General features: G+C 70.2%; 23 protein-coding genes. 5 read left to right on the top strand and 18 right to left on the bottom strand.

Annotated features, from left to right (window positions below):
• Positions 1-42 precede the first annotated feature (42 nt).
• From AB0N22_RS10790 to AB0N22_RS10820, 7 genes are all read right to left on the bottom strand, one after another.
• The gene (locus AB0N22_RS10790; RefSeq protein WP_364639528.1) at positions 43-2,556 is read right to left on the bottom strand and encodes an ATP-dependent Clp protease ATP-binding subunit; all 2,514 of its coding nucleotides are present in this window, start codon (positions 2,554-2,556) and stop codon (positions 43-45) included.
• 132 nt (positions 2,557-2,688) lie between these two features.
• Positions 2,689-4,146, bottom strand: coding sequence for a lysine--tRNA ligase (lysS, locus tag AB0N22_RS10795; RefSeq protein ID WP_364642725.1), 1,458 nt, complete (start codon positions 4,144-4,146; stop codon positions 2,689-2,691).
• A gap of 125 nt (positions 4,147-4,271) precedes the next feature.
• On the bottom strand, positions 4,272-5,051 hold the full coding sequence (locus AB0N22_RS10800; protein WP_364639531.1) for a type III pantothenate kinase: 780 nt from the start codon (positions 5,049-5,051) through the stop codon (positions 4,272-4,274).
• Between the two features lies 1 nt (position 5,052).
• Positions 5,053-5,490 (bottom strand): aspartate 1-decarboxylase, encoded by a 438-nt coding sequence (panD, locus tag AB0N22_RS10805; protein WP_364639533.1) that lies wholly within the window; start codon positions 5,488-5,490, stop codon positions 5,053-5,055.
• Positions 5,487-6,326, bottom strand: a complete 840-nt coding sequence (gene panC, locus AB0N22_RS10810; protein WP_364639536.1) for a pantoate--beta-alanine ligase — start codon at positions 6,324-6,326, stop codon at positions 5,487-5,489. The genes panD and panC overlap by 4 nt, the downstream gene beginning before the upstream one ends.
• A gap of 2 nt (positions 6,327-6,328) precedes the next feature.
• Positions 6,329-7,231, bottom strand: coding sequence for a Rossmann-like and DUF2520 domain-containing protein (locus AB0N22_RS10815; protein ID WP_364639539.1), 903 nt, complete (start codon positions 7,229-7,231; stop codon positions 6,329-6,331).
• Positions 7,232-7,358: 127 nt separating this feature from the next.
• Positions 7,359-8,819 (bottom strand): glycosyltransferase family 2 protein, encoded by a 1,461-nt coding sequence (locus AB0N22_RS10820; protein ID WP_364639542.1) that lies wholly within the window; start codon positions 8,817-8,819, stop codon positions 7,359-7,361.
• 36 nt (positions 8,820-8,855) lie between these two features.
• On the opposite strand from AB0N22_RS10820, the gene AB0N22_RS10825 reads away from it, so the two are divergent.
• The 3 genes from AB0N22_RS10825 to AB0N22_RS10835 are packed head-to-tail and all read left to right on the top strand — an operon-like array spanning position 8,856 to position 12,405.
• The gene (locus AB0N22_RS10825) at positions 8,856-9,788 is read left to right on the top strand and encodes an SAM-dependent methyltransferase (protein ID WP_364639545.1); all 933 of its coding nucleotides are present in this window, start codon (positions 8,856-8,858) and stop codon (positions 9,786-9,788) included.
• A complete protein-coding gene (locus AB0N22_RS10830; RefSeq protein ID WP_364639548.1) occupies positions 9,785-11,266 on the top strand; it encodes a polysaccharide pyruvyl transferase family protein in 1,482 nt (493 codons plus the stop codon). The genes AB0N22_RS10825 and AB0N22_RS10830 overlap by 4 nt, the downstream gene beginning before the upstream one ends.
• On the top strand, positions 11,263-12,405 hold the full coding sequence (locus tag AB0N22_RS10835; protein ID WP_364639552.1) for an NADH-quinone oxidoreductase subunit D: 1,143 nt from the start codon (positions 11,263-11,265) through the stop codon (positions 12,403-12,405). Before AB0N22_RS10830 ends, AB0N22_RS10835 begins: the two co-directional genes overlap by 4 nt.
• Positions 12,406-12,523: 118 nt before the next feature.
• Here the strand turns inward: AB0N22_RS10835 and AB0N22_RS10840 are convergent, their stop codons facing one another.
• The gene (locus AB0N22_RS10840; RefSeq protein ID WP_364639555.1) at positions 12,524-12,811 is read right to left on the bottom strand and encodes a DUF1330 domain-containing protein; all 288 of its coding nucleotides are present in this window, start codon (positions 12,809-12,811) and stop codon (positions 12,524-12,526) included.
• Between the two features lie 22 nt (positions 12,812-12,833).
• On the opposite strand from AB0N22_RS10840, the gene AB0N22_RS10845 reads away from it, so the two are divergent.
• Positions 12,834-14,495, top strand: a complete 1,662-nt coding sequence (locus AB0N22_RS10845; protein ID WP_364639558.1) for a DUF885 domain-containing protein — start codon at positions 12,834-12,836, stop codon at positions 14,493-14,495.
• A gap of 4 nt (positions 14,496-14,499) precedes the next feature.
• Here AB0N22_RS10845 and AB0N22_RS10850 read toward each other — a convergent pair whose 3' ends face one another.
• Genes AB0N22_RS10850 through ftsH form a run of 7 tightly spaced genes read right to left on the bottom strand, consistent with a single transcriptional unit; the run spans position 14,500 to position 19,815 of the window.
• A complete protein-coding gene (locus tag AB0N22_RS10850) occupies positions 14,500-15,003 on the bottom strand; it encodes a DUF3180 domain-containing protein (RefSeq protein WP_364639561.1) in 504 nt (167 codons plus the stop codon).
• Between the two features lie 13 nt (positions 15,004-15,016).
• On the bottom strand, positions 15,017-15,580 hold the full coding sequence (gene folK, locus AB0N22_RS10855; RefSeq protein ID WP_364639564.1) for a 2-amino-4-hydroxy-6-hydroxymethyldihydropteridine diphosphokinase: 564 nt from the start codon (positions 15,578-15,580) through the stop codon (positions 15,017-15,019).
• A complete protein-coding gene (folB, locus tag AB0N22_RS10860) occupies positions 15,577-15,954 on the bottom strand; it encodes a dihydroneopterin aldolase (protein WP_364639567.1) in 378 nt (125 codons plus the stop codon). The genes folK and folB overlap by 4 nt, the downstream gene beginning before the upstream one ends.
• Positions 15,951-16,385 (bottom strand): nuclear transport factor 2 family protein, encoded by a 435-nt coding sequence (locus tag AB0N22_RS10865; protein ID WP_364639569.1) that lies wholly within the window; start codon positions 16,383-16,385, stop codon positions 15,951-15,953. Before AB0N22_RS10865 ends, folB begins: the two co-directional genes overlap by 4 nt.
• Positions 16,382-17,203 (bottom strand): dihydropteroate synthase, encoded by an 822-nt coding sequence (folP, locus tag AB0N22_RS10870; RefSeq protein ID WP_364642728.1) that lies wholly within the window; start codon positions 17,201-17,203, stop codon positions 16,382-16,384. Before folP ends, AB0N22_RS10865 begins: the two co-directional genes overlap by 4 nt.
• 39 nt (positions 17,204-17,242) lie before the next feature.
• Positions 17,243-17,809 carry a GTP cyclohydrolase I FolE gene (folE, locus tag AB0N22_RS10875; protein WP_364639572.1) on the bottom strand — a complete coding sequence of 189 codons (567 nt, stop codon included), beginning with the start codon at positions 17,807-17,809 and terminating at the stop codon, positions 17,243-17,245.
• Positions 17,806-19,815 carry an ATP-dependent zinc metalloprotease FtsH gene (gene ftsH / locus AB0N22_RS10880; RefSeq protein ID WP_364639575.1) on the bottom strand — a complete coding sequence of 670 codons (2,010 nt, stop codon included), beginning with the start codon at positions 19,813-19,815 and terminating at the stop codon, positions 17,806-17,808. The genes folE and ftsH overlap by 4 nt, the downstream gene beginning before the upstream one ends.
• A gap of 149 nt (positions 19,816-19,964) precedes the next feature.
• Here ftsH and AB0N22_RS10885 point away from each other — a divergent pair, with 149 nt between their 5' ends.
• Positions 19,965-20,945 carry an ATP-grasp fold amidoligase family protein gene (locus AB0N22_RS10885; RefSeq protein WP_364639578.1) on the top strand — a complete coding sequence of 327 codons (981 nt, stop codon included), beginning with the start codon at positions 19,965-19,967 and terminating at the stop codon, positions 20,943-20,945.
• On the opposite strand, the gene hpt is transcribed toward AB0N22_RS10885, so the two are convergent.
• From hpt to AB0N22_RS10900, 3 genes are read right to left on the bottom strand one after another with little or no spacing between them, the layout of a single operon-like run.
• Positions 20,942-21,499, bottom strand: a complete 558-nt coding sequence (gene hpt, locus AB0N22_RS10890; RefSeq protein ID WP_364639581.1) for a hypoxanthine phosphoribosyltransferase — start codon at positions 21,497-21,499, stop codon at positions 20,942-20,944. The two genes, AB0N22_RS10885 and hpt, sit on opposite strands and share 4 nt — an antisense overlap.
• 4 nt (positions 21,500-21,503) lie before the next feature.
• Positions 21,504-22,457, bottom strand: a complete 954-nt coding sequence (gene tilS / locus AB0N22_RS10895) for a tRNA lysidine(34) synthetase TilS (RefSeq protein WP_364639584.1) — start codon at positions 22,455-22,457, stop codon at positions 21,504-21,506.
• Between the two features lie 10 nt (positions 22,458-22,467).
• Positions 22,468-23,514: a zinc-dependent metalloprotease gene (locus AB0N22_RS10900; protein ID WP_364639587.1), complete on the bottom strand. Its 1,047-nt coding sequence runs from the start codon at positions 23,512-23,514 to the stop codon at positions 22,468-22,470.
• Between the last annotated feature and the right edge of the window lie 13 nt (positions 23,515-23,527).

A 23,527-nucleotide genomic window follows, 5' to 3' on the forward strand; every position in this document is an offset into this window, starting at 1 on the left:
GCCCCCGCAGCCAGGCTGCGGGGGCTTCGTGCGTACGGAGGACTACTCGGCTGATGCCTCGACGGCCGGGGGCACGTCAGCCGGCATCTCGAGCTCGAGATCGGCCTTGTTGCGGCCCTCGAACGTGAAGACCGCCTCTGCGCCTTCGCCCTCGACGCCGACCAGGACGAGCTGACCGGGTCGGAGCTCGCCGTAGAGCAGCTTCTCGGCCATGACGTCCTCGATCTCGCGCTGCACCGTGCGACGCAAGGGCCGAGCACCGAGCACCGGGTCGAAGCCACGCTTGGACAACAGGTCCTTGGCCTCCACCGTCAGCTCGATGTTCATGTCCTTCTCGGCGAGCCGCTTCTCGAGCGAGTCGATCATCATGTCCACCATCTGCAGGATCTCGTCCTGGGTCAGCGGCGGGAAGACGATGATCTCGTCGACGCGGTTGAGGAACTCGGGCCGGAAGTGCTGCTTGAGCTCGATCGAGACGCGCTCCTTCATCTTGTTGTAGGACCCCGCGGTGTCGCCGGCCTGGCTGAAGCCCAGGTTGACGCCCTTGGAGATCTCACGCGCACCGAGGTTGGTGGTCATGATGACGACGGCGTTCTTGAAGTTGACGACGCGGCCCTGACCGTCGGTGAGGTGGCCCTCCTCGAGGATCTGCAACAGCGAGTTGAAGATGTCGGGGTGCGCCTTCTCGATCTCGTCGAACAGCACGACGGAGAACGGCTTGCGGCGGACCTTCTCGGTCAGCTGGCCCCCCTCTTCGTAGCCGACGTAACCGGGAGGCGAGCCGAACAGTCGCGAGACCGTGTGCTTCTCGCTGTACTCCGACATGTCGAGCTGGATGAGGGAGTCCTCGTCGCCGAACAAGAAGTTGGCCAGCGCCTTGGACAGCCACGTCTTGCCGACGCCCGAGGGCCCGGCGAAGATGAACGACCCGCCCGGACGCTTGGGGTCCTTGAGACCCGCCCGCGTACGACGGATGGCCCGCGACAGCGCCTTGATGGCCTCGTCCTGACCGATGACCCGCTGGTGCAGCTCGGCCTCCATGTTGAGCAGTCGGCTCGACTCGGCCTCGCTGAGCTGGCCGACCGGGATGCCCGTGGCCTTCGCGAGGACCTCGGCGATGAGCTGCTCGTCGACGACCGCGACGGTGTCGAGGTCGCCGGACTTCCAGGCCTTCTCACGCTCGCCCTTGGCGTTGATGAGCTTCTTCTCCTCGTCGCGCAGGGAGGCGGCCGCCTCGAAGTCCTGCGCGTCGATGGCGCCTTCCTTGCGGCGGCGGACGTCGACGATCTTGTCGTCGAACTCCTTGAGCTCCGGCGGCGTCGCCATGCGGCGGATGCGCAGGCGGGCGCCAGCCTCGTCGATCAGGTCGATCGCCTTGTCGGGCAGGAACCGGTCGGAGACGTAACGGTCACCCATCGTCGCCGCCGCCACGAGGGCGTCGTCGGTGATGGAGACGCGGTGGTGCGCCTCGTAGCGGTCGCGCAGCCCCTTGAGGATCTCGACGGTGTCGAGCACGGACGGCTCCTCGACGAGGATCGGCTGGAAGCGGCGGTTGAGCGCCGCGTCCTTCTCGAAGTGCTTGCGGTACTCGTCGAGCGTCGTCGCACCGATGGTCTGCAGCTCACCACGGGCCAGCATCGGCTTGAGGATGCTGGCGGCGTCGATCGCGCCCTCGGCGGCACCCGCACCCACGAGGGTGTGGATCTCGTCGATGAACAAGATGATGTCGCCGCGGGTGCGGATCTCCTTGAGGACCTTCTTGAGGCGTTCCTCGAAGTCACCGCGGTAGCGCGAGCCGGCCACGAGCGCGCCGAGGTCGAGCGTGTAGATCTGCTTGTCCTTGAGCGTCTCGGGCACGTCGCCCCGGACGATGTCCTGGGCGAGGCTCTCGACGACGGCGGTCTTGCCGACGCCGGGCTCGCCGACGAGCACCGGGTTGTTCTTGGTGCGTCGCGACAACGTCTGCATGACGCGCTCGGCCTCGTCGTCCCGGCCGATGACCGGGTCGAGCTTGCCCTCGCGGGCGGCCTGCGTCAGGTTGCGGCCGAACTGGTCCAGCACGGCGGACGTGCTCGGCGCCGACTCGCTGGGCGCGCCGGCCTGCTCGGCCTCCTTGCCCTGGAAGCCGCTGACGAGCGTGATGACCTGCTGGCGTACGCGGTTGAGGTCGGCGCCCAGCTTGACGAGGACCTGGGCGGCGACGCCCTCGCCCTCGCGGATCAGGCCGAGCAGGATGTGCTCGGTGCCGATGTAGTTGTGGCCGAGCTGCAGTGCCTCGCGCAGGCTGAGCTCGAGGACCTTCTTGGCACGGGGCGTGAACGGGATGTGCCCGCTCGGCGCCTGCTGGCCCTGGCCGATGATGTCCTCGACCTGGCCGCGGACAGCCTCGAGCGAGATGTCGAGGCTCTCGAGAGCCTTGGCCGCAACGCCCTCACCTTCGTGGATGAGGCCGAGGAGGATGTGCTCCGTGCCGATGTAGTTGTGGCTGAGCATGCGTGCCTCTTCTTGGGCAAGCACGACCACGCGACGAGCACGGTCGGTGAATCTTTCGAACATGGCGTCCCCCTCTGCTGGACTATCAGTTCAGTTTAGTCGGGTATGGAAATCCGCACGCAGTGATGTCCATATGTCACTCAACCGTCACCGTGGCGGGGACGTTCCCTCGTTCGCCGTCGGCGTAAACGGGTGTCACTCGGCGCGCGAGAGGGGAAACAAGATCGCCTCGCGGATGCCGATGCCCTGGAGCAGCATGACGAGACGGTCGACGCCCAGGCCCATGCCACCGGCCGGCGGCATGCCGAACTCGAGCGCGCGCAGGAAGTCCTCGTCGACGTCCATCGCCTCGGGGTCGCCTGCGGCCGCGAGGAGCGACTGCTCCTCGAGCCGTTCCCGCTGGATGACCGGGTCGTTGAGCTCGGAGTAGGCGACGCCGAGCTCGACACCGTTGATCACGATGTCCCACGCCTCGACCAGGCCCGCCTTGGTGCGGTGCCGCTTGGCGAGCGGGCGCACGGACTCGGGGTAGTCACACACGAACGTGGGCTGGATCAACGTGTGCTCGACGAGCTTCTCGAACAGCTCGAGCACGATCTCACCGGCGTCCCAGTGCGGCTGGAGCGCGACGTCGTGCTCGGCCGCGAGCGCCGTGAGGGCGTCGACGGTGGTCGAGTCGTCGACGACCGTGCCGGTGACCTCGGCGACGAGCTCGTGGATCGAGGCGCGACGCCACGGGGCCTCGAGATCGATCTCGCTGCCGTCACGCGCGGTGACGACGGTCCTGCCGACGGCACGGGCGGCGTTGACCACGAGGTCGCGCATCGTGTCGGCCATCGTGTCGTACGAGCCGTAGGCCTCGTAGGCCTCCAGCATCATGAACTCGGGATTGTGGGTGTTGTCGACGCCCTCGTTGCGGAACGTCTTGCCGATCTCGTAGACCCGGTCGACGCCGCCGACGAGTGCCCGCTTGAGGTCGAGCTCGATCGCGATGCGCAGGTACATGTCCTCGTCGAACGCGTTGGTGTGCGTCGTGAACGGCCGGGCCGCGGCACCGCCGTTGGTGTGCTGCAGGACCGGGGTGTCGACCTCGACGAACTCCTTGCCGTCGAGGGTCGCCCGCAGCGACTGCAGGACCTTGGCCTTGACGCGTACGTTCTCGCGCGCCTCGGGGCGCACGATCAGGTCGACGTAGCGCATGCGGCTGCGGGCCTCGTCGGACAACGGGTTGTGCTCGTTGGGCAGCGGTCGCACGGTCTTGGCCGCGACCTGCCACGACGTCGCCATGACCGAGAGCTCGCCGCGCTTGCTCGTGATGACCTCGCCGGTGACCGCGAGGTGGTCGCCGATGTCGACCGTCGTCTTGAACGCCGCCAGACGCTCTTCGCCGACGCCGTCCAACGACACCATCGCCTGCAGCGGGGTGCCGTCACCCTCACGCAGCGCCACGAACACGAGCTTGCCGGTGCCGCGCACGAAGATGACCCGGCCCGCGACAGTCACGACGTCGCCCGTCTGCGTGTCGGGGCCCAGCGTCTCGGCGTCGTACGTCTCGACGACCTGCTTGAGCGTGTGGGTGCGGCCGACGACGACGGGGTAGGGCTCCTCGCCGCGGTCGATGAGCTGCTGCCGCTTGTCGAGGCGCACGCGCATCTGCTCGGGGAGATCGTCCTCGGGGGCAGGGGTGCTGGTCGCGTCGCTCACGAGGGACGATCCTATCGGTGCTTGTCTCACATCGATTCCGCGGCGTGACGGCTGCGGCAGGACGTGGGCGAGCCTCAGTCGTGGTTCTTCTCGTGGACGAGGCGCAGGCCGGTGAGGGTCAGCCACGGGTCCCGGGTCGTGATCGTCGTGCAGTGGTCGACGACGGCCTCGGGATAGGCCCCGGTGGCGATGACCGTGACGTGGTCGGGATCGGCACCGAGCGACTCGATGATGCGGGTGACGAGGCCGTCGACGAGCCCGGCGAAGCCGTAGACGAGGCCGGACTGCAACGCCTCGACGGTGTTCTTGCCGATGACGTCACGGGGCAGCGCCAGCTCGACGCTGCGCAGCTGCGCACCGCGGCGGGCAAGGGCCTCGAGGGAGAGCTCGACGCCGGGGGCGATCGCGCCGCCGATGTAGCGGTTGGTGTCGTCGACGACGTCGAAGATCGTGGCGGTCCCGTTGAGGTCGACCACGATGGCGGGGCCACCGTAGAGCTCCGCAGCGGCGAGCGCGTTGACGATGCGGTCGGCACCGACCTCGCGGGGGTTGTCGGTGTGAATGGGGATGCCCGTCTTGACGCCGGGTCCGACGACCGACACCGGCAGGTCGGCCCAGTAGCGGTCCTGCATCGCCCGGAGCTCCACGAGGATCGACGGCACGGTGCAGCACACGGCGACGGCGCTGACGTGCGAGATGCCCTCCTGGTCGACCAGACCCATCAGCAGCATGTGCCACTCGTCGGACGTGCGCCGTTCGTCGGACGACACCTGCCAGTGCGCGATCAGGTCGTCGCGCTCGAAGGCGCCGATCGTCGTGTGGCTGTTGCTGACGTCGAGGCAGATGAGCGTCATGTCATGACCGCGATGCCACGAGCGGGTTGTCGATGACGTCGCCGCGCACGAGGCCCGAACCCGGCAGCACCTCGGCCGGGTCGCTGCCGGTGCCGACGACGCGGTTGTCGGCGTCGACGAACACGACGCTGGGCTCGAACGCCCGCGCCTCGGCATCCGTCATCTGCGCGTACGCGATGAGGATCACCAGGTCGCCCGGGTGCACGAGGTGCGCGGCGGCACCGTTGATCCCGATGACGCCGCTGCCCCGCTCGCCGGCGATCGTGTAGGTCTCGAGCCGTGCGCCGTTGTCGATGTCGACGATGTGCACGAGCTCCCCGGCCAGCAGGTCGGCGGCGTCGAGCAGGTCCTGGTCGACCGTCACCGAGCCGACGTAGTGCAGGTCGGCCTGCGTCACGGTGGCCCGGTGGATCTTGGACTTCATCATGGTGCGGATCACGAGAGGGCTCCTAGCGTCAGGGCGGTGTTGTCGAGCAGTCGCGGGCTGCCGACCTTGGCGGCGACCAGCAGGCGCGCCTCAGCGCCTGGTCGGGCCGGGCCGAGCTCGGGGTCGGTCACGACGAGGTAGTCCGGCGTGATGCCGGCGGCTTCGAGGACATCGTGGGCCGCCGCCAGCACGGCCTGCTCACCGGCGGCCGCGGCCGCGACGCCCGCACGCAGGGCGGCGGACACGTGCGCGGCCCGCTGACGCTCCTCGACCGAGAGGTATCGGTTGCGCGAGCTCATCGCGAGACCGTCGGGCTCGCGCACGGTGGGGCAGCCGACGATCTCGACGCCGAGCGCCAGCTCGCGCGCCAGGTGCCGGATCAGGGTGAGCTGTTGATAGTCCTTCTCGCCGAACACCGCGACGTCCGGCCGTACGAGGCCGAACAGCTTGGCCACGACGGTCAGCACGCCGCGGAAATGCGTGGGCCGGGCGGCGCCCTCGAGGATCGTGCCGAGCGGGCCGGGGTCGACCGTGACGGTGTCGACCAGGCCGGAGGGATACATGGTCTCCACGACCGGTGCGAAGACGACGTCGACCCCGGCCTCGGCGCAGCGCTCGAGGTCGGCGTCGAACGTACGGGGGTAGGCGTCGAAGTCCTCACCCGGCGCGAACTGGGTCGGGTTGACGAAGATCGACGCGACGAGGGTGTCCCCCAGCGGGCGGGCGTGCTTCAGCAGCTGGAGATGACCGTCGTGCAACGCGCCCATCGTGGGGACGAACGCCACGGTCGAGTCGCCGCGGGCAGCGTCGAGCTCGGCACGCGTACGTGCGATGGTCGGGTCCGGCACGGTCAGATCCCGGCGGCGATCTCGGCGAGCGTGTCCCAGTCGGCCTCGTCGAGGACCTGGCGGATCGTGCTGGCCTGCGCCGGTGCGAGCCGGCCGTCAGAAGCGGCGCGACCGGCGGTCGCCCGGGCGAGCTCGAGGTAGGCATCGACCGTCGCATCGTCCACGTCGGCGGCGGCCAGCGCGTCGACGTGGGCCCGGATCGTGGTGACGTCACCGCGGACGACCGGCCCGGTGAGCGCGGCATCGCCGTAGGCCAAGGCGTTGTCGAGTGCCGCGGTCAGCAGCGGGCGGAGCACGGCAGCCGGGTCGGCAGCGCCGGCCGTGCGGAGCAGGTCCATCGACTGCGCGACGAGCGTGACGAGGTGGTTGGCGCCGTGCGCGAGTGCTGCGTGGTAGAGCACCCGGTCGGCCTCGGCGACCCACATCGCCGTGCCACCGACGGCAGCGACGAGCTGCTCGGCGAGCGGACGCTCGGCGGGACCGGCGGTGAGGCCGAAGACGGGGTTGCGGTCCAGGTCGACCGGTGTGCCGGTGAAGGTCATGGCCGGGTGGAAGGCGATGGGGCGCGCGCCGAGCCGGGTCAGGGAGGCCAAGGCGTCGAGGCCGTGCCGACCACTCGTGTGCAGGACGTACTGGCCCCGGCGGACCGCGCCTGAGGCGGCCAGCTCCTCGGCGACCGCGATGAGGTCGTCGTCGGGCACCGCGAGCACGAGGACGTCGCTCGAGGCGGCGAGCTCGGCCGGGGTGCGCACCTCGACGCCGGGCAGCAGCGTGGTGATGCGGAGACGGGAGGCCTCGGACCGGCCGGTCACACCCACGAGGGGATGTCCGGCGGCGAGGAATCGTGCGGCGAGCACGGCGCCGACCCTGCCGGCTCCGATGACGCCCATGGAGAGACGCTGCATGCGTGGTGCCTTTCGTTCCAGTCCCGCGAGCGGGTACCAGACAAACTGACGACTTCAGTCTACCGTCGAGGCGGCTCGCCGACAGAGGGACGAGCTATGCCATGAGTCACATGAGCCGAGGGCCCTGTCACGGGACCTTGGCGGTTGCAGAGCCATGGTGGGGGCCGTCGCGCAGGCTGACGGTGACGGTCTTGGGCGCCCGGCGGGCGGCGCCTCGCAGCGTCACGGTCCACCCGGACCCCGGGTAGGTGCGCTCGCTGCCCATGCGGGACGTGAACACCGCTGGCGCCCCAACGTGGCGAACGTCCGCCACGTCGCCGTCGGTCTTGACCTCCAGGACCGGGTTGACCGGGTCGACGTTGGGGAACCACGCCGCCACGTCGAGCACGAGGTCCGTGCCGTCGACGCGCGAGCCGCGGACCTGCACCTTGAGCGCCGTCTGCTCGGTCGTCAGGACGTACGCCTCGGCCGGCACCGGATCGTTCCGCCAGCCGGGGAGGTACGACGTGAGTCCCGCGGGCTCCGGCCCCGACGGATGCATCTCTGACTGCATGCCCTCGGCGCGGACGTAGCGCCAGATCGCCTCGCGATCGCCGTCGGCCAGCAGCGCGTAGAGCACGCGGTACTGCGCCGGCACCTCTCGGTCGTACCGCTCGGTGGGCGCGGCCGCGACGATCGGCGGCACGCGTTCGACGAGCGCGTCGAGATAGGCGTCGTCCGCGCGCTCCAGCTTGAGGACCGAGTTGGGGATGTTGTAGCGGAGGTACTGCAGGGCGCGCTCGGCCCGTACGTCCGGGAGTGGCCCGAGCACGGCCAGGACCGCGTCGATCGCGTCCTGCCGGGCATGCACGGCCTCGGCCGTCACCTGCCCCTGCGAGATCGACGTCTCCTGACGGCGCCACGTGTAGCCGGTGAGGCCGCAGATGTCGATGCCGTCGGCGTCACGGTACGCCGTGGCCGTGACGATCTGGTCGCCGGCGAGCAGCACGGTGGGGAACGACAGCTGGGTCGTGTCCCAGAACGTGCGGCGGAAGATCTTGGCGCAGGCGATGGCGTTGACCAGGACGTCGGGCCGCTCGGCCACCGACGTGTGGCGTGCCGGTCGGGCGTGCAGGGCGCGGATCCAGGGCGCGGGCGGGCGGATCGCGTCCCCCTCCTGGCGCTGGTAGGGCATCACCGCGATGTCGGACCCGGTCTGCTCGATCACGTCCATCGCTGCCTTGACGCCACCGCGGGTGAGGGTGTCGTCGGCGTCGAGGAACGTGAGGAACTCACCCGTCGCGACCTCGACCGCGGCCCGGCGGGCCTCCCCCACGCCCGCATTGTCCTGGCTCAGCACCGTCACCCGCCGGTCGGCCGAGGCGTGCCGGCGGGCCATCGCCAGGCTGCCGTCGGTCGACCCGTCGTCGATGACCACGACCTCGATGCGCCGGTAGTCCTGGCGCCGCGCCGACGTCAGGCACTCGTCGAGGTAGGCCTCGCCGTTGAAGACCGGCACGACGATGCTCAGCAACGGTCGCGAGCGCTGACGCCACCGGTCGAGCGGGAGCGCCACGGCCCGTCGCAGGCGCCTCCGAAGTCGAGCCACGCGCCGAGCATATCGACGAGTCTCTAGGTTGATCCCATGACGAGTGGCGTGGTGCCGTGGCGCGAGGCCTGGCAGCAGGCGCTGTACGCCGACAACGGGTTCTTCCGCACGTCCCGGCCGGCCGAGCACTTCCGCACCAGCGTGCACGTCCAGGCGTTCGCCGGGGCGATCGCCGAGCTCGTGCGGCGCATCGATCCTCCGATGGTCGTCGACCTGGGCGCCGGCGGTGGTGAGCTGCTGACGGCGCTGCTGCCGCTGGTCAGCGACGACGTGGAGCTCGTCGGGGTCGAGGTGGCCGACTGCCCCGACGACCTCTCGCCGTCCATCTCGTGGCTGCCGTCCCTGCCCGAGCACGTGGGCGGGCTGCTGATCGCGAACGAGTGGCTCGACACCATCCCGTGCGACGTCGTCGAGGTCGACGACGCCGGCGTCGTCCGGGAGCTGCTGGTCGACCCGAGCACGGGTGCCGAGACGCTCGGCGACCCGTACGACTCGGCATGGCTCCGCGACTGGTGGCCGATGACCGAGCCCGGGCAGCGGGCCGAGGTCGGCGACGCGCGTGACGCCGCCTGGGCCGACGCCGTGTCGCGGGTCAGGGGCATGGCGATAGCGATCGACTACGGGCACACCCGCGGCGACCGGCCGCCGTTCGGCTCCCTGCGCTCGTACGCCGAGGGCCGCGAGCTGGACGTCGTCCCCGACGGCAGCCGCGACGTCACGGCGCACGTCGCGGTGGACTCCGCGGCAGCAGCAGCCGGCTCGACGCTCGTGCGGCAACGAGACGCACTGCGCCGGCTCGGCCTCGACGGCTCGCGCCCACCCCTCGAGCTCGCGCACTCCGATCCGGCTGCGTACGTACGCGGGCTGTCCGCGGCCGGGGAGGCCGCCGAGCTCCTGGCTCGCGGTGGGCTCGGCGACTTCTGGTGGCTGGTCACCGACACCCTCGGCCATGGAACACTGAACCCATGAGCGAGACCCGGCTGCTGATCCGTTCCGGCAAGGACCCGTTCACCCCGGTCGTGGCCGAGACGACGTTGACGCAGGACGTGTTCAACAGCAACAGCGGCAACTACCTCTTCCAGCACTCGGTGTGGAAGGCGCTGTCCACCGATCGTGCCGAGCTCGTCTCCAACGGCACGCTGTCCGAGCGGGTGCCGCCGGTCCACGGCGACGCCGCTCGCGTCAACGAGCAGTTCGACCACTTCGTGGTCCCGATGGCCAACGCCTTCCGCCCGGAGTTCGCCCCGCGGCTCGACCGGTTGAGCGAGCTCCTCGAGGACCTCACGATCCCGGTCACGGTCGTCGGCATCGGCGCGCAGGCCGCTCACGGTCAGGGCGTCGAGTCGCTGGAGGCGATCGCCAAGACCGTCAAGAAGTTCGTGGGCCTCGTCCTCGACCGGTCAGCCAGCATCGGCGTGCGGGGCGAGTTCACCCGGTCGTACCTGCTGGGGCTCGGCTTCCCGGAATCGGCGGTCGAGGTCATCGGCTGCCCCTCGCTGTTCCTCCACGGTCGCGACTTCAGGGTCGACAAGAAGGTCGACGCCCTCTCGGCCGACAGCCTGCTCGCCCTCAACCTGACGCCGGAGGTCGCCGGCATCGGCGCCTTCGCCACCGCCCAGGCCGAGCGGCACCCCAACCTGACCTACATCGGCCAGGACGCCCACGACCTGCGGATGCTGCTCTGGGGCACCCCGTTCCCGCACGTCCACGACCCCCTCGTGCCGGTGCACCTCGATCACCCGCTCTACCAGTCCGACCGCATCCGGCTCTTCCTCGACACCTGGACCTGGTACGACTTCCTGGCGACGCAGGACTTCGCCTACGGAACCCGCTTCCACGGCAACGTCGCAGCGCTGCTCGGCCGCACGCCGGCCCTGCTGCTCGCGCACGACTCCCGCACCCTCGAGCTCGCCCAGTACCACCAGATGCCCTACACGCTGATGCCGGAGTTCACCGCCGAGCTCAAGGTCGAGGACCTCTACGAGTCGACCGACATGTCCGGGTTCAACGCCGCGCTGCCCGAGGGCTTCGACCGCTACACCGCGTTCCTGCAGCGCAACGGTCTCGAGCACATCTGGACCGAGGGCAACGGCACCGGCGACTTCGACGAGCGCCTCGCCGCGGCGACGTTCCCGCGACCCGTGCAGCCGCTGATCGCGTCGGACGGCCACGAGATCGCCTCCCGGCTCAAGTGGCTGCGCGACGGCATGGTCCTCGACATCACGCGCCACCCCCAGGCGTACGAGCTGCCGTTCCCGCACCCGCCGTGGAGCGGCGCCGGGAGCCGGCACGCGCGCATCCAGGAGACGACTGCCGAGCAGCTCAAGACCCAGAAGCGGCAGATCGACGAGCTGTACGCCCGGCTGGAGCGCGTCGAGCGCAACTCGCCCCGCGGCCTGACCAAGCGGCTGATCCGGTTCCTCCAGCGGACGTTCCGCCGCTCATGACCGAGGTGACCGCGAGCGTCGGCACCGGCTTCGCCACGACCGACATGGTCCTCAACATCGGCCCGCAGCACCCCGCGACGCACGGCGTCCTGCGGCTGCGCCTGACGCTTGACGGCGAACGCATCGTGGCGTGCGAGCCGATCATCGGCTACATGCACCGCGGCGCCGAGAAGCTGTTCGAGGTCCGCGACTACCGCCAGATCATCATGCTCGCCAACCGGCACGACTGGCTCAGCGCGTTCTCCAACGAGCTGGGGATCGTGCTCGCGGTGGAGGACATGCTCGGCATGGAGGTCCCTGAGCGGGCGACCTGGATCCGTACGTTGCTGGCCGAGCTCAACCGGGTGCTCAACCACCTGATGTTCCTCGGCTCCTACCCGCTCGAGCTCGGCGCGATCACCCCGATCTTCTACGCGTTCCGCGAGCGGGAGACGATCCAGGAGGTCATGGAAGAGGTCTCCGGCGGCCGCATGCACTACATGTTCAACCGCGTCGGCGGCCTCAAGGAGGACATCCCGGCCGGCTGGACCGGGCGCGCCTCCGCCGCGATCTCCACCGTGCGCACCCGCCTGCAGGAGCTCGAGGACCTGATCTTCGGCAACGAGATCTTCCGCGCCCGCACCCGTGGCGTCGGCGTCCTGTCGACCGCCCTCGCCGAGTCGTACGGGGTCTCGGGGCCGATCGCCCGCGCGTCGGGGCTCGACCTGGACCTGCGCCGCGACGAGCCCTACCTCGCGTACGGCGAGCTCCAGGACGTGCTCCGCGTGCCGGTGCTGACGGACGGCGACTGCTACGCCAGGTTCGCCGTGCTGCTCGAGCAGACCAAGGTGTCGCTCGACCTCGCCGACGCCTGCCTGGCTCGACTCGCCGACATCGCGCCCGGCCCCGTCAACGTACGGCTGCCCAAGATCCTCAAGGCGCCGGAGGGCTCGACGTACGTGTGGACCGAGAACCCGCTCGGGCTCAACGGCTACTACCTCGTGTCACGGGGCGAGAAGACCCCGTGGCGGCTCAAGCTGCGCACCGCGTCGTTCAACAACGTCGCCGTGCTGCCGGAGATCGTGGGCGGTGCCGTCGTCGCCGACCTCGTCGCGGTCCTCGGCTCGATGTTCTTCGTCGTCGGCGACGTCGACAAGTAGCGATCACGCTGACGCCCTGAGGTCGCTTCGATCTCGATCAGTTGCGTGAGCCCACACAGAGACTTGCGAGGGGGTCAGGGCGGGAACGCGCGAGCTCGTGGCGTCGCCGACCTGTGGTTCACACCTGGGTCACCCGCGTGACCTCCGTACGAGCGACGGATCGGTCGCGGATCGGCGCGGCGGCCAGTCGGCGGGGATCGGCCAGGTAGGCCTCGAGCGCCGCCTCGTCGGGCAGCTCGACCAGCTGGATCTCGTACGGGCCCTCGCCCCGCTCGACGCTGCGGACCCGCTGCACGAGACGTCCGCCGTGGTCGCCGAGCAGGCTCAGCACCTCGTCCTCGTAGGTCGCGAGCAGCCCTTCGTTGCCGGGGACGGCCCAGAGCCGGACGCACAGCATGAGTGACATGGGGTCATCGTAGGGTCGGTCCATGGCCGACACCACGCCCCGCGTCCCGACCCCGATCGACACCCTCGCCGAGGAGTGGCTCGACACGTTGCTCGAGCTCGTGCCGGAGCTCCACATCCACCTCGGCCGGCCCGGACGCGAGGCGGACTACGCCGACCGGTCGCCCGACGGCGCGGCGGCGGCCGCCGATGCGGCACGGTCCATGCTGACGCGGGTCCGCGCGGCCACGCCGGTCGACGAGGTCGACTCGGTCACCCAGGCCGAGCTGATTCGCACCCTGACTCTCGACGTCGAGCAGCACGAGGCCGGGTTCTGGCAGCGCGACCTCAACGTGATCGCGTCGCCCGGCCAGGACCTGCGCGACATCTTCGACCTCATGGCCACCGAGACCGAGGACGACTGGGCCCATGTCGCCCGGCGGCTGCACCACGTGCCCGGCGCGATGGCGGGCTACCTCGACTCGCTGCGCGCCGGCATCGCGGCGGACAACGTGCCGGCGATCCGGCAGGTGCGCGAGGTCGCCGACCAGGCGCGCAAGCAGGCCGGCGCCGACAGCTTCTTCCTGGCGCTCGCGGCCGGTGCCGACGTCCCCGCCTCCCTCAAGAACGACCTCGAGGCGGGCGCCCGCGCAGCCACCGAGGCGTACGCCGCCATGGCCGACTTCCTCGAGCGTGAGCTCGCGCCCCACGCCCCCGAGGCCGACGGCGTGGGCCGTGATCACTACGCCTTGGCGTCCCGCTCGTTCGTGGGGGCCGAGATCGACCTCGACGAGACCTACGAGTGGGGCATCGAGGAGCTCGCCCGCATGGTCGAGGAGCAGGAGCGGATCGCCGACCAGATCCTGCCCGGCGCCACGGTCGTCGAGGCGATCCAGCACCTCGACGCCGACCCGGCCCACAAGCTCCACGGCACCGACGCCCTGCAGGCGTGGATGCAGGAGACCAGCGACCGCGCCGTCGCCGACCTCGGACGTACGCACTTCGACATCCCGGAGCCGATGCGCCGCCTCGAGTGCATGATCGCCCCGACGCAGGAGGGCGGGATCTACTACACCCCGCCGAGCGAGGACTTCGAGCGCGCCGGACGGATGTGGTGGAGCGTGCCGGAGGGCGTCACCGAGTTCGACACCTGGCGAGAGCTCACGACGGTCTATCACGAGGGCGTGCCCGGGCATCACCTCCAGTGCGGCCTCGCGGTCCACAACAGCGCCGAGCTCAACGGCTGGCGGCGCTTCAACTGGAACTCCGGTCACGGCGAGGGCTGGGCGTTGTACGCCGAGCGGCTCATGTCCGACCTCGGCTACCTCGACGACCCCGCGGACCGGCTCGGCATGCTCGACGGGCAGCGCATGCGGGCCGCGAGGGTCGTGATCGACCTCGGCGTGCACCTCGGCAAGCCCAAGCCCGACGGCACCGGCACCTGGACCGGCGACGACGCGTTCCCGTTCCTGTCGCAGCACGTCAACATGAACGAGCCCTTCATCCGCTTCGAGTCCAACCGCTACCTGGGGTGGCCGGGCCAGGCACCGTCCTACAAGGTCGGCCAGCGCATGTGGGAGCAGCTGCGCGACGAGTGGGTCGCCGCCAACGGCCCGGACCTCAAGGAGTTCCACCGCAAGGCGCTCGCGGTCGGCAGCATCGGTCTCGGCACGCTGCGCCAGACCCTCCTCGAGAACCCCCGCTGACGGGTCAGGCCGGGGACGGGTCGGGGCGGCCCTTCTTGGGCGACCCGTTCGTGCCCTCAGCGTCGTCACCGGGCACCCGGCACGCCCGCTCGAGCAGCAGCCCGGCGACCAGCAGGGCGAGGCTGGCCAGCGCGGCCGCCCCGCCGCGCAGGACTCGCTCCTTGCCCAGCGGTGAGTCCATCGCGCCGACGTAGGCCAGCACGAAGCCGGTGTAGACGCCGGCGACGAGCGCGCCGACGAAGATCGACGACTTGGCCATCGCGAGCATCCGGATGCCGTGGTCGGACGTCATGCGCTCGTGCTTCTTGTGCAGGGCCTGCCAGGTGTTCCAGGCGAACGCGCCGACGAGCGCCGCCGCGAGCACCAGGGTGAGGGGAGCGGCCCAGCTGAGCCGGGGCACGCTGCCGTCGAGCCGGACGACCGCCGGCGGGATGAGCCGCCCGACGACGAGGCCGGCACCGATGAGGGCGATGACCAGAAGCGCCGACGTGGGGCGGACCCGATTCATGCGCGAGCCGAGATCACAGGATGATCTCGAGGTCCTCGCGCTTGTGGACACCTGATGTGTCGATGCCCTCGAGGAGGTCGGCGACGAAACCGCGACCGGGGATCTCGCCCTCGGGGTCGATCTCGAGCCACGGGACGAGGACGAAGCCCCGCTCGTGGGCACGGGGGTGCGGGAGCTTGAGCGACTCGTCGTCGGCGACCCGGGGTCCCACGACGATCAGGTCGACGTCGAGGGTGCGCGGAGCGCCGGGCTCGGAGCGTTCGCGGCCGAACGCGTCTTCGATCGCCAGGGCCCGGTCGAGCAGCGTGTGGACCGTCAGGGTCGTGTCGATCAGCACCACCGCGTTGAGGAACCTGCCGGAGCCCTCGGGCGCGTCGACGGGATCCGTCTCGTAGACCGAGGAGATCGCCACGACGGTGACCTCGGGGGTGTCCTCGAGCGCGGAGACCGCGCCCTGAAGCTTGCCGTGCCGATCGCCCAGGTTGGAGCCGAGGGACAGGACGGCCTGGCGGATGGGACGCATCCCGCCGGTCATCGTGTCGGCGTCCAGGACGTACGGTGTGGGCGCTTCGGTCACAGTTTGCTCCGCTCTATCGTGACGGCGACATCTTCGAACGTCACCTCGATGGGCGCTTCCGGCTTGTGCACCGTCACGCTAGCCCATTGGACCGACTCTTCGGCCAGGCACAAGTCCACCATACGGAGCGCGAGCGTCTCAATGAGGTCGACCGGCTCCCCGCCGATGGCATCGTGTATCTGCTGCGCGAGCACGCCGTAGTGCACCGTCTTGGTGAGGTCGTGCTCGCGGGCGGCCGGACCGAGGTCGAGCCCGATGCTCACGTCGACGACGAACGTCTGGCCGTTCTGCCGCTCCTCGGCGAAGACACCGTGGTACCCGTGCGCGGCGATGCCGCGCAGGTCGATGCGGTCGAGACCCTCCGGGATGGTCACTGGGCGTCCTCGTCCTCGACATGAATCTCGGCGATGGGGGACGCGTGGCGCGACAGGAACTTCCAGCCCCCCGGTTCGTGGACCAAGATACTGGTGCACACCAGTGTGCCGCCCGAGAAGGCCCCCGGCGACGCCAGGCCCTCGCCCGACAGGATGTTCTCGGTGCACGTCACGACCGCGGTCGTGGGGTCGTCGGAGCCGCGCGGGAACGTCGCGACCTCGACGTCGGTGAGGAAGAACTGGATGTAGCCGACGTTGGCCATCAGCACGGTCCACGACCGCAGCACCTGCGCCGTGCCGCGCAGCGGGAGTGCGCCGGGATGCACGCAGGAGGCGTCGGCGTCGTCGACCCAGAGCGACGCCATGAGGTCTACGTCGCCGGTCTCGACCGCGTCGTAGAACGACCTGTGGATCGTCAGGTAGTCGCTCACCCCGTCTCCTCCGGGGCACGGGGAGCCAGCTCATGTTCCATCCGGGCCACGACGCGTACGGCGTCGGCCGACGCGGCCGGCTCGTGCACGCGGACGCACCACGCGCCGGCTTGTGCTGCCAGCGTCGAGATCGCGGCCGTGGCGTCGTCGCGGCCGTCCGTCGGCCGCAGCTCGTCGCCCTCGGCCAGCAGCTCGCCGAGGAATCGCTTGCGGGACGCCGCGACCAGGAGTGGGTGGCGCAGCTGCGTGAACGCCTCGAGGTGCGCCAGCACGGTCCAGTTCTGCTCGCCGGTCTTGGAGAACCCCAGGCCGGGGTCGAGGATGATCTGCTCGGGGTCCACACCGGCGACGATCGCGTGGTTGAGCTGGCCCATGAGCTCGCGGACGATGTCGTCGACCAGGTCGTCGTAGTGCGTGTGGTTCTGCATCACCGCGGAGTGCTCGCGCCAGTGCATGAGGACGATCGCCGTGCCGGTCCGGGCGGCGAGGGGCAGCATCCCGGGGTCGGCGCGACCGCCGGACACGTCGTTGACGAGGACCGCGCCGGCCTCGAGCGCCTGCTGCGCCGTCGATGCCCGCATCGTGTCGACCGACACCGTGACACCCTCGGCGACGAGTCCCTGGATGACCGGGATGACGCGACGCAGCTCCTCGTCGGCGTCGATGCGGGCCGCTCCCGGACGGGTCGACTCACCGCCCACGTCGACCAGGTCGGCTCCCGCACCGACCAGGTCGATTCCGTGCTGGATCGCCGTCGGCGCGTCGAGCCACCGGCCGCCGTCCGAGAACGAGTCAGGGGTGACGTTGACGACACCCATCACGAGGCACCGGTCCTCGGGCAGCCCCAGCACAGCGGACTATCGACCCGTGATGAGGCCCATGGCCTCGGCTCGGGTCGCCGGGTCACGCAGCTGGCCCCGCACTGCGCTCGTGACGGTCTTGGCGCCGCCCTTGCGCACCCCGCGCATCGTCATGCACAGGTGCTCGGCCTCGATCACGACGATCACGCCGCGCGGGTTGAGGTGCTTGATGAGCGCGTCGGCGATCTGGGTCGTCAGGCGCTCCTGCACCTGCGGGCGCCGCGCGAACACGTCGACGACGCGGGCGAGCTTGGACAGGCCCGTCACCCGGCCGCCCTCGGTCGGGATGTAGCCCACGTGCGCGACCCCGAAGAACGGCACCAGGTGGTGCTCGCACATCGACCACATCTCGATGTCCTTGACCAGGACGAGCTCGTCGTGACCGACGTCGAAGACCGCGGTGAGGACCTCCTCGGGATCCTGGTCGAGGCCGGCGAGCAGCTCCTCGTACGACTTGGCGACCCGGGACGGGGTGTCCCGCAGACCGTCCCGGTCGGGGTCCTCGCCGACCGCGATCAACAGCTCGCGGATCGCCGCCTCGGCCCGCGGACGGTCGACCGTCATGGCAGCTCGGGGTTGCCGTGCACGTCGCCGGCAGCGGGCGTCGGGGCGTCGACACCGCTGTCGGGGCCGATCACGACCGGCGTGCCGTTGCTGCCGCTGTAGGACTTGCCGGGGATCGTCGCGACCGGCGGCCGGGTCGACGGCACGCGGGTCTCGGACCCCGTCCACGCCGGCCGGATCTCGCGCTTGCGCAGCGGGGCGAAGATCTCGGCGACCTGCGACTTGTCGAGGGTCTCCTTCTCCAGCAGCTCGGTGACCAGGGCGTCGAGGACGTCCCGGTTCTCGTCGAGGATGTCGAACGCCTCCTGGTGGGCGTAGGAGATCAGCTTGTTGATCTCCTCGTCCACCACGGCCGCGACGGCCTCGGAGTAGTTGCGGGCGTGCCCGATGTCGCGGCCCAGGAACGGCTGCGACTCGTTCTCGCCGAGGCGTACGGCGCCCAGTCGCTCGGTCATGCCGTACTGCGTCACCATGGCGCGGGCCAGGCCCGTCGCCTTCTCGATGTCGTTGCCGGCGCCCGTCGTCGGGTCGTGGAACACGAGCTCCTCGGCCGCCCGGCCGCCCAGCATGTAGGCGAGCTTGTCGAGCAGCTCGGCCCGCGTCTGCGAGTACTTGTCCTCGTCGGGCAGCACCATCGTGTAGCCCAGCGCCCGGCCTCGCGGCAGGATCGTGATCTTGTGGACAGGGTCGCTCTGCGGCAGCGCTGCGGCCACGAGTGCGTGGCCGCCCTCGTGGTAGGCCGTGATGCGGCGTTCGTTCTCGTTCATCAGGCGGCTGCGCTTCTGCGGACCCGAGATGACGCGGTCGATCGCCTCGTCGAGCGACGCGTCGTCGATCGTCTTGGCGCCGTTGCGGGCGGTCAGCAGGGCGGCCTCGTTGAGGACGTTGGCCAGGTCGGCGCCGCTGAACCCGGGCGTGCGGCGGGCGATCGCCTCGAGGTCGACGCCGGGCGCGATGGGCTTGCCACGCGAGTGCACCTTGAGGATCTGGGTGCGTCCGGCCAGGTCGGGCGCCTCGACGCCGATCTGCCGGTCGAAGCGGCCGGGGCGCAGCAGGGCCGGGTCGAGCACGTCCGGCCGGTTGGTCGCCGCGATCAGGATGACGCCGCCGCGCACGTCGAAGCCGTCCATCTCGACCAGCAGCTGGTTGAGGGTCTGCTCGCGCTCGTCGTGGCCGCCGCCCATGCCGGTGCCGCGGTGACGTCCGACGGCGTCGATCTCGTCGATGAATACGATGGCCGGGGCGTTCTCCTTGGCCTGCTCGAACAGGTCGCGCACGCGGCTCGCGCCCACGCCGACGAACATCTCGACGAAGTCGGAGCCGGAGATCGAGTAGAACGGGACGCCGGCCTCGCCCGCGACCGCACGGGCCAGGAGCGTCTTGCCGGTGCCGGGCGGGCCGTAGAGCAGGACGCCCTTGGGGATCTTGGCACCGACGGCCTGGAACTTCGCCGGCTCCTGGAGGAACTCCTTGATCTCGCCGAGCTCCTCGATCGCCTCGGTGACGCCGGCGACGTCGGCGAACGTGGTCTTCGGGGTGTCCTTGGTCATGAGCTTCGCCTTGGACTTGGCGAACTTCATGACGCCGCTGCCGCCCCCTTGCATGCGGCTCATGATGAAGATGAAGATGCCGATGAACAGCAGGAGCGGGAGCAGCGTGCTGATCAGCCCGCTCAGCAGGCCCTGCTTGGGCACCTTGACGTCGTACGTCTTGAGCTTCTTGTCGTTGAACGCCGTCTGCGCCTCGGTCGCGAGGGCTGCGCCCTGGTCACCCAGCCACTTGGCCTTGACCTTCTTGCCGTCGGTGAGGGTGGCCTGGATCTCCTGGTCACCCTCGATGAACGTGACGTCCTTGACCTTGTTGTCCTCGAGGTAGCTCACCATCGTGGCGGTCTTGACGGACTTGTAGCCATCGGCGTTGGAGGTGGCCGCGAAGATCGCGATCACGACGACCACGATGACGAGGATCAACAGCCAAGGGCCCTTGAAGAGGCGTTTGAGATTCATGTACGGCGTGGAGCGGGTCCACTCCTCCTGATGTGCTTGTCGGTATGGGAACGGTACACGCAGCACCATCCACCTGTGGAACGCATTCGCGCCCGACGATGGTTCCCGATCCGGCCCCCGGTGGCGCGTGATATCGCTACGGTTGGCCGGTGAAAGACCTTACGGCAGGACGCCAATTCGGCCGCAAGCGCCTGCCGTCCCCGGCACCCGAGCCGTCCGCGGCGCCGCCGGCCCCGACATGGAATCCCGAGCTCCCGCCGGACGACGACCTGGTCCGGCCGTCGTTCCGGGCGCACTCGTATGCCCGCCGGCGGTTCTACCAGCTGGCTTTGGAGGCCGGTGTCCCTGCCTCGCTCAACGCCATGGGCAAGCTCGAGGTCGGCCGGCTGATGCGGTCGTACGGCATCGACGTGCCCGAGGTCCTCGGCACGTGGGACACGATCGAGGAGATCCCGTGGGACGACCTGCCCGACCGGGTCGTGCTCAAGTCGGCCCACGGCCACAACAGCAACGGCGTCCTGCCGCTGCGGCGCGACCCCGAGGGCTGGCACCTGGTGAGCCGGCCGGGCGTGGAGTCCGTCGAGCAGCTGATGGAGCGCATGCGCAAGCCGGCCGACCTCGGCGTGACCGCGCCACCGTACTTCGCGGAGGAGTTCATCGGACCGCTCGAGCCCGATGACGACCTGCTGCCGGTCGAGGTCAAGATCTACGCCTTCTACGGCGAGGTCCCGCTGGTGCTGCTGCGCCGGGTCGACCGGCACTGGTCGGCGACGGGGATGGCGTTCCGGGTCATCGATCCTGAGGGCCGCGACCTCTCGAGCACCTACAGCAAGAAGGTCATCGACCCGACGATCGAGCCGCCCGCGCAGCTCTCCCGGGCGGTCGAGATCGGCGCCCTGGTGTCCCGCATCGCCCGCACCCCGTTCATGCGCTCGGACATCTACGTCACGGGCGACCGCGTGGTGCTGGGCGAGGTGTCCCCCTCGCCGGGTGGTGGCCAGTGGTTCGGCGCCGAGGTCGACCTGCTGCTGGGCGAGGCCTGGGAGCGGGCGGAGGTACGCGTGTGGCGTGACCTGGTGGAGGCCGCGCCGGACGCCGTCGGGCCGGCCGGACCCGCGAGCCTGCTCTAGGAGTAGACGTGCGGCGCGAGCGTGCCGATGGCCCGCAGGTTGCGGTAGCGCTCGTTGAAGTCGAGGCCGTAGCCGACGACGAACGCGTTGGGGATGTCGAAGCCGACGTACTTGACCTCGACGTCCATCTGCTGCGCCTCGGGCTTGCGCAGCAGCGTCGCGATCTCGACCGATGCCGGGCCGCGCGAGCGGAGGTTGGTGATGAGCCACGACAGGGTCAGCCCCGTGTCGATGATGTCCTCGACGATCAGGACGTGACGCCCCTGCAGATCGGTGTCGAGGTCCTTGAGGATGCGGACGACGCCGGACGACTTGGTGCCGGAGCCGTAGGACGAGACGGCCATCCAGTCCATCTCGACGTGCCGGTCGAGGCTGCGGGCGAGATCGGCCATGACCATGACGGCGCCCTTGAGCACGCCGACGAGCAGGATGTCCTTGCCCTCGTAGTCACGCTCGATGTCCGCAGCCATCTCCTTCAACCGGGAGACGATCTGCTCCTCGGTGAACAGGGTCTGATCGAGCTCGAGGTCGCCTTCGACATGAGTCAGGTCCACGGGATCAGCCTCCCACAGGCGTCCTGACGTACGACAGGGAATCCCCCTTGCGGACGCAGGCGACGCCTCCCGGCAGCTCGATCCGCTGCTGTCCCCGCCAGTCGGTGACCAGCCGGTCGAGCTCGGCAAGATGCGTCGCGGCCAGGTCCGACGCCTCGGCACCCGCCTCGAGCGCACCCCGGCGCAGCACCCTGGACCGCAGGGCCGGGTGCAGAGCGGCCAGCGTCGCGACGTCCAGCGGCGTCGCCACCGCGGCCGCCAGCTCGTCGAGGCAGGCGTTGTCGGAGGCGAGCTGGCCGGCCGTACGGGCGAGCGCCTCGGCGACGCCGCCGCCGAGCACCTCCTCCAGCAGCGGCAGCGCCTCGCGCCGCAGGCGGGCTCGCCGGTAGGCCGGGTCGGCGTTGTGCGGGTCGGTCCACCACTCGAGGCCGTACGCCCGGCAGATCTGCTCGGTCGTGGAGCGTCGCAGGGCCAGGAACGGGCGGCGCAGGGACCCGTCGACCGGCGACATGCCCGCGATCGAGCGAGGGCCCGAGCCGCGGCCCAGCCCCAGCAGGACGGTCTCGGCCTGGTCGTCGAGGGTGTGCGCCAGCAGGATCGCGTCGGCTCCTGGGCGTCGGAGCGCCTCGTAGCGCGCTCGTCGGGCGGACGCCTCGGGGCCGCCGGCCGTGCCGACCTCGACCTCGACGACCTCGGCCCTCACCCCCAGTCCGGCGACCTGCTCGGCCGCCCGGGCCGCGACCTGCGCCGAGCCGGCCTGCAGCTGGTGGTCGACGATCACGGCCGACAGGTCGTACGCCGCGCGGTCGGCCACGAAGGCCGTCACCGCGGCGAGCGCCAGCGAGTCAGCGCCTCCGGAGACGCCGACGACGACCCGGCTGCCGGGTCCGAGGTCGGCCAGGGCGCCGCGGACGAGGTTGCGACCGGTCGCGACCGCCGGGTCGAGTGCGCCGCCCATGCCGGACCGCTCAGCCGTGCACGCGGGCGACCCACGCGGACGGGTCGAGGATCTCGGACTTGGTGGGCAGGTTGGCCGGCTCGGCCCACACCGCGTTGAAGCCCGAGAGGCCGACCTTGCCGTTGACCTCACGCACGAACTCCGCGCCGTCGCGGTACTGCCGCATCTTGGCGTCGAGACCCAGGAGCCGGCGCAGCAGGCGGTCGAACGTACCGGCGCCCTTGCGACGCTGGGTGAACTTGCGCCGGATCTCCGCGACGCTGGGGATCACGTCGGGACCCACGCCGTCCATCACGACGTCGGCATGTCCCTCGAGCAGCGACATGATGCCGGTCAGTCGGTCGACGATCTCGCGCTGCCGGTCATTCTGGAACAGGTCGGCAAGGGACGCCTCGGAGTCGCCGCGCGCGATGCGGATCGCCTCGCCCAGCCCGTCGGACAGCAGCGAGGAGATCGCCGAAGCGTCGAGGTCCGTGGCCTCGACGAACTCGTCGAGCAACGTGCGCATGTGGTCACGCATCCAGTCGACCGCGGTGAACTGCACCCGGTGCGTCTCCTCGTGGAGGCACACCCAGAGCCGGAAGTCGTGGGGGTCGACCTCGAGCTGGCGCTCGGCCTGCACGATGTTGGGGGCGACGAGCAGCAGCCGACCGCCCTCACCGTTGGGGCCGTCCCAGAACGGGTCGAACTGGCCGAGCACCTTGCTCGACATGAACGACATCAGTGCGCCGAGCTCGGCACCGCTGATCTTCTCGCCGACGACGCGGCCCATGCCGGTCGGCGTCTTGTTGGACGCGGCGAGCTTGGCCATGACCGGGTCCATCATGACCTTGAACGTGTCGAGGTTGGCCTCGATCCAGCGAGGCCGGTCGACCACGAGGACCGGAGCCGTCGCCGAGGTCGCGTGCAGGTCGCTGAACTCGCGGACCGGCGCCTCGGAGCGGGCGGCACCCTCACGCAGCTCGGCCACCGCCTCGGCCACCTCGGCGGCCGAGAGGTCCGGCCCGGGCTTCGACAACCTCGTCGCCGTCGAGAGCGCGAGCTTCCAATCGATCATGTCGCTACGTTAC

Origin of the sequence: Aeromicrobium sp. NPDC092404 (assembly GCF_040684095.1) — a bacterium.
Lineage (GTDB): Bacteria > Actinomycetota > Actinomycetes > Propionibacteriales > Nocardioidaceae > Aeromicrobium.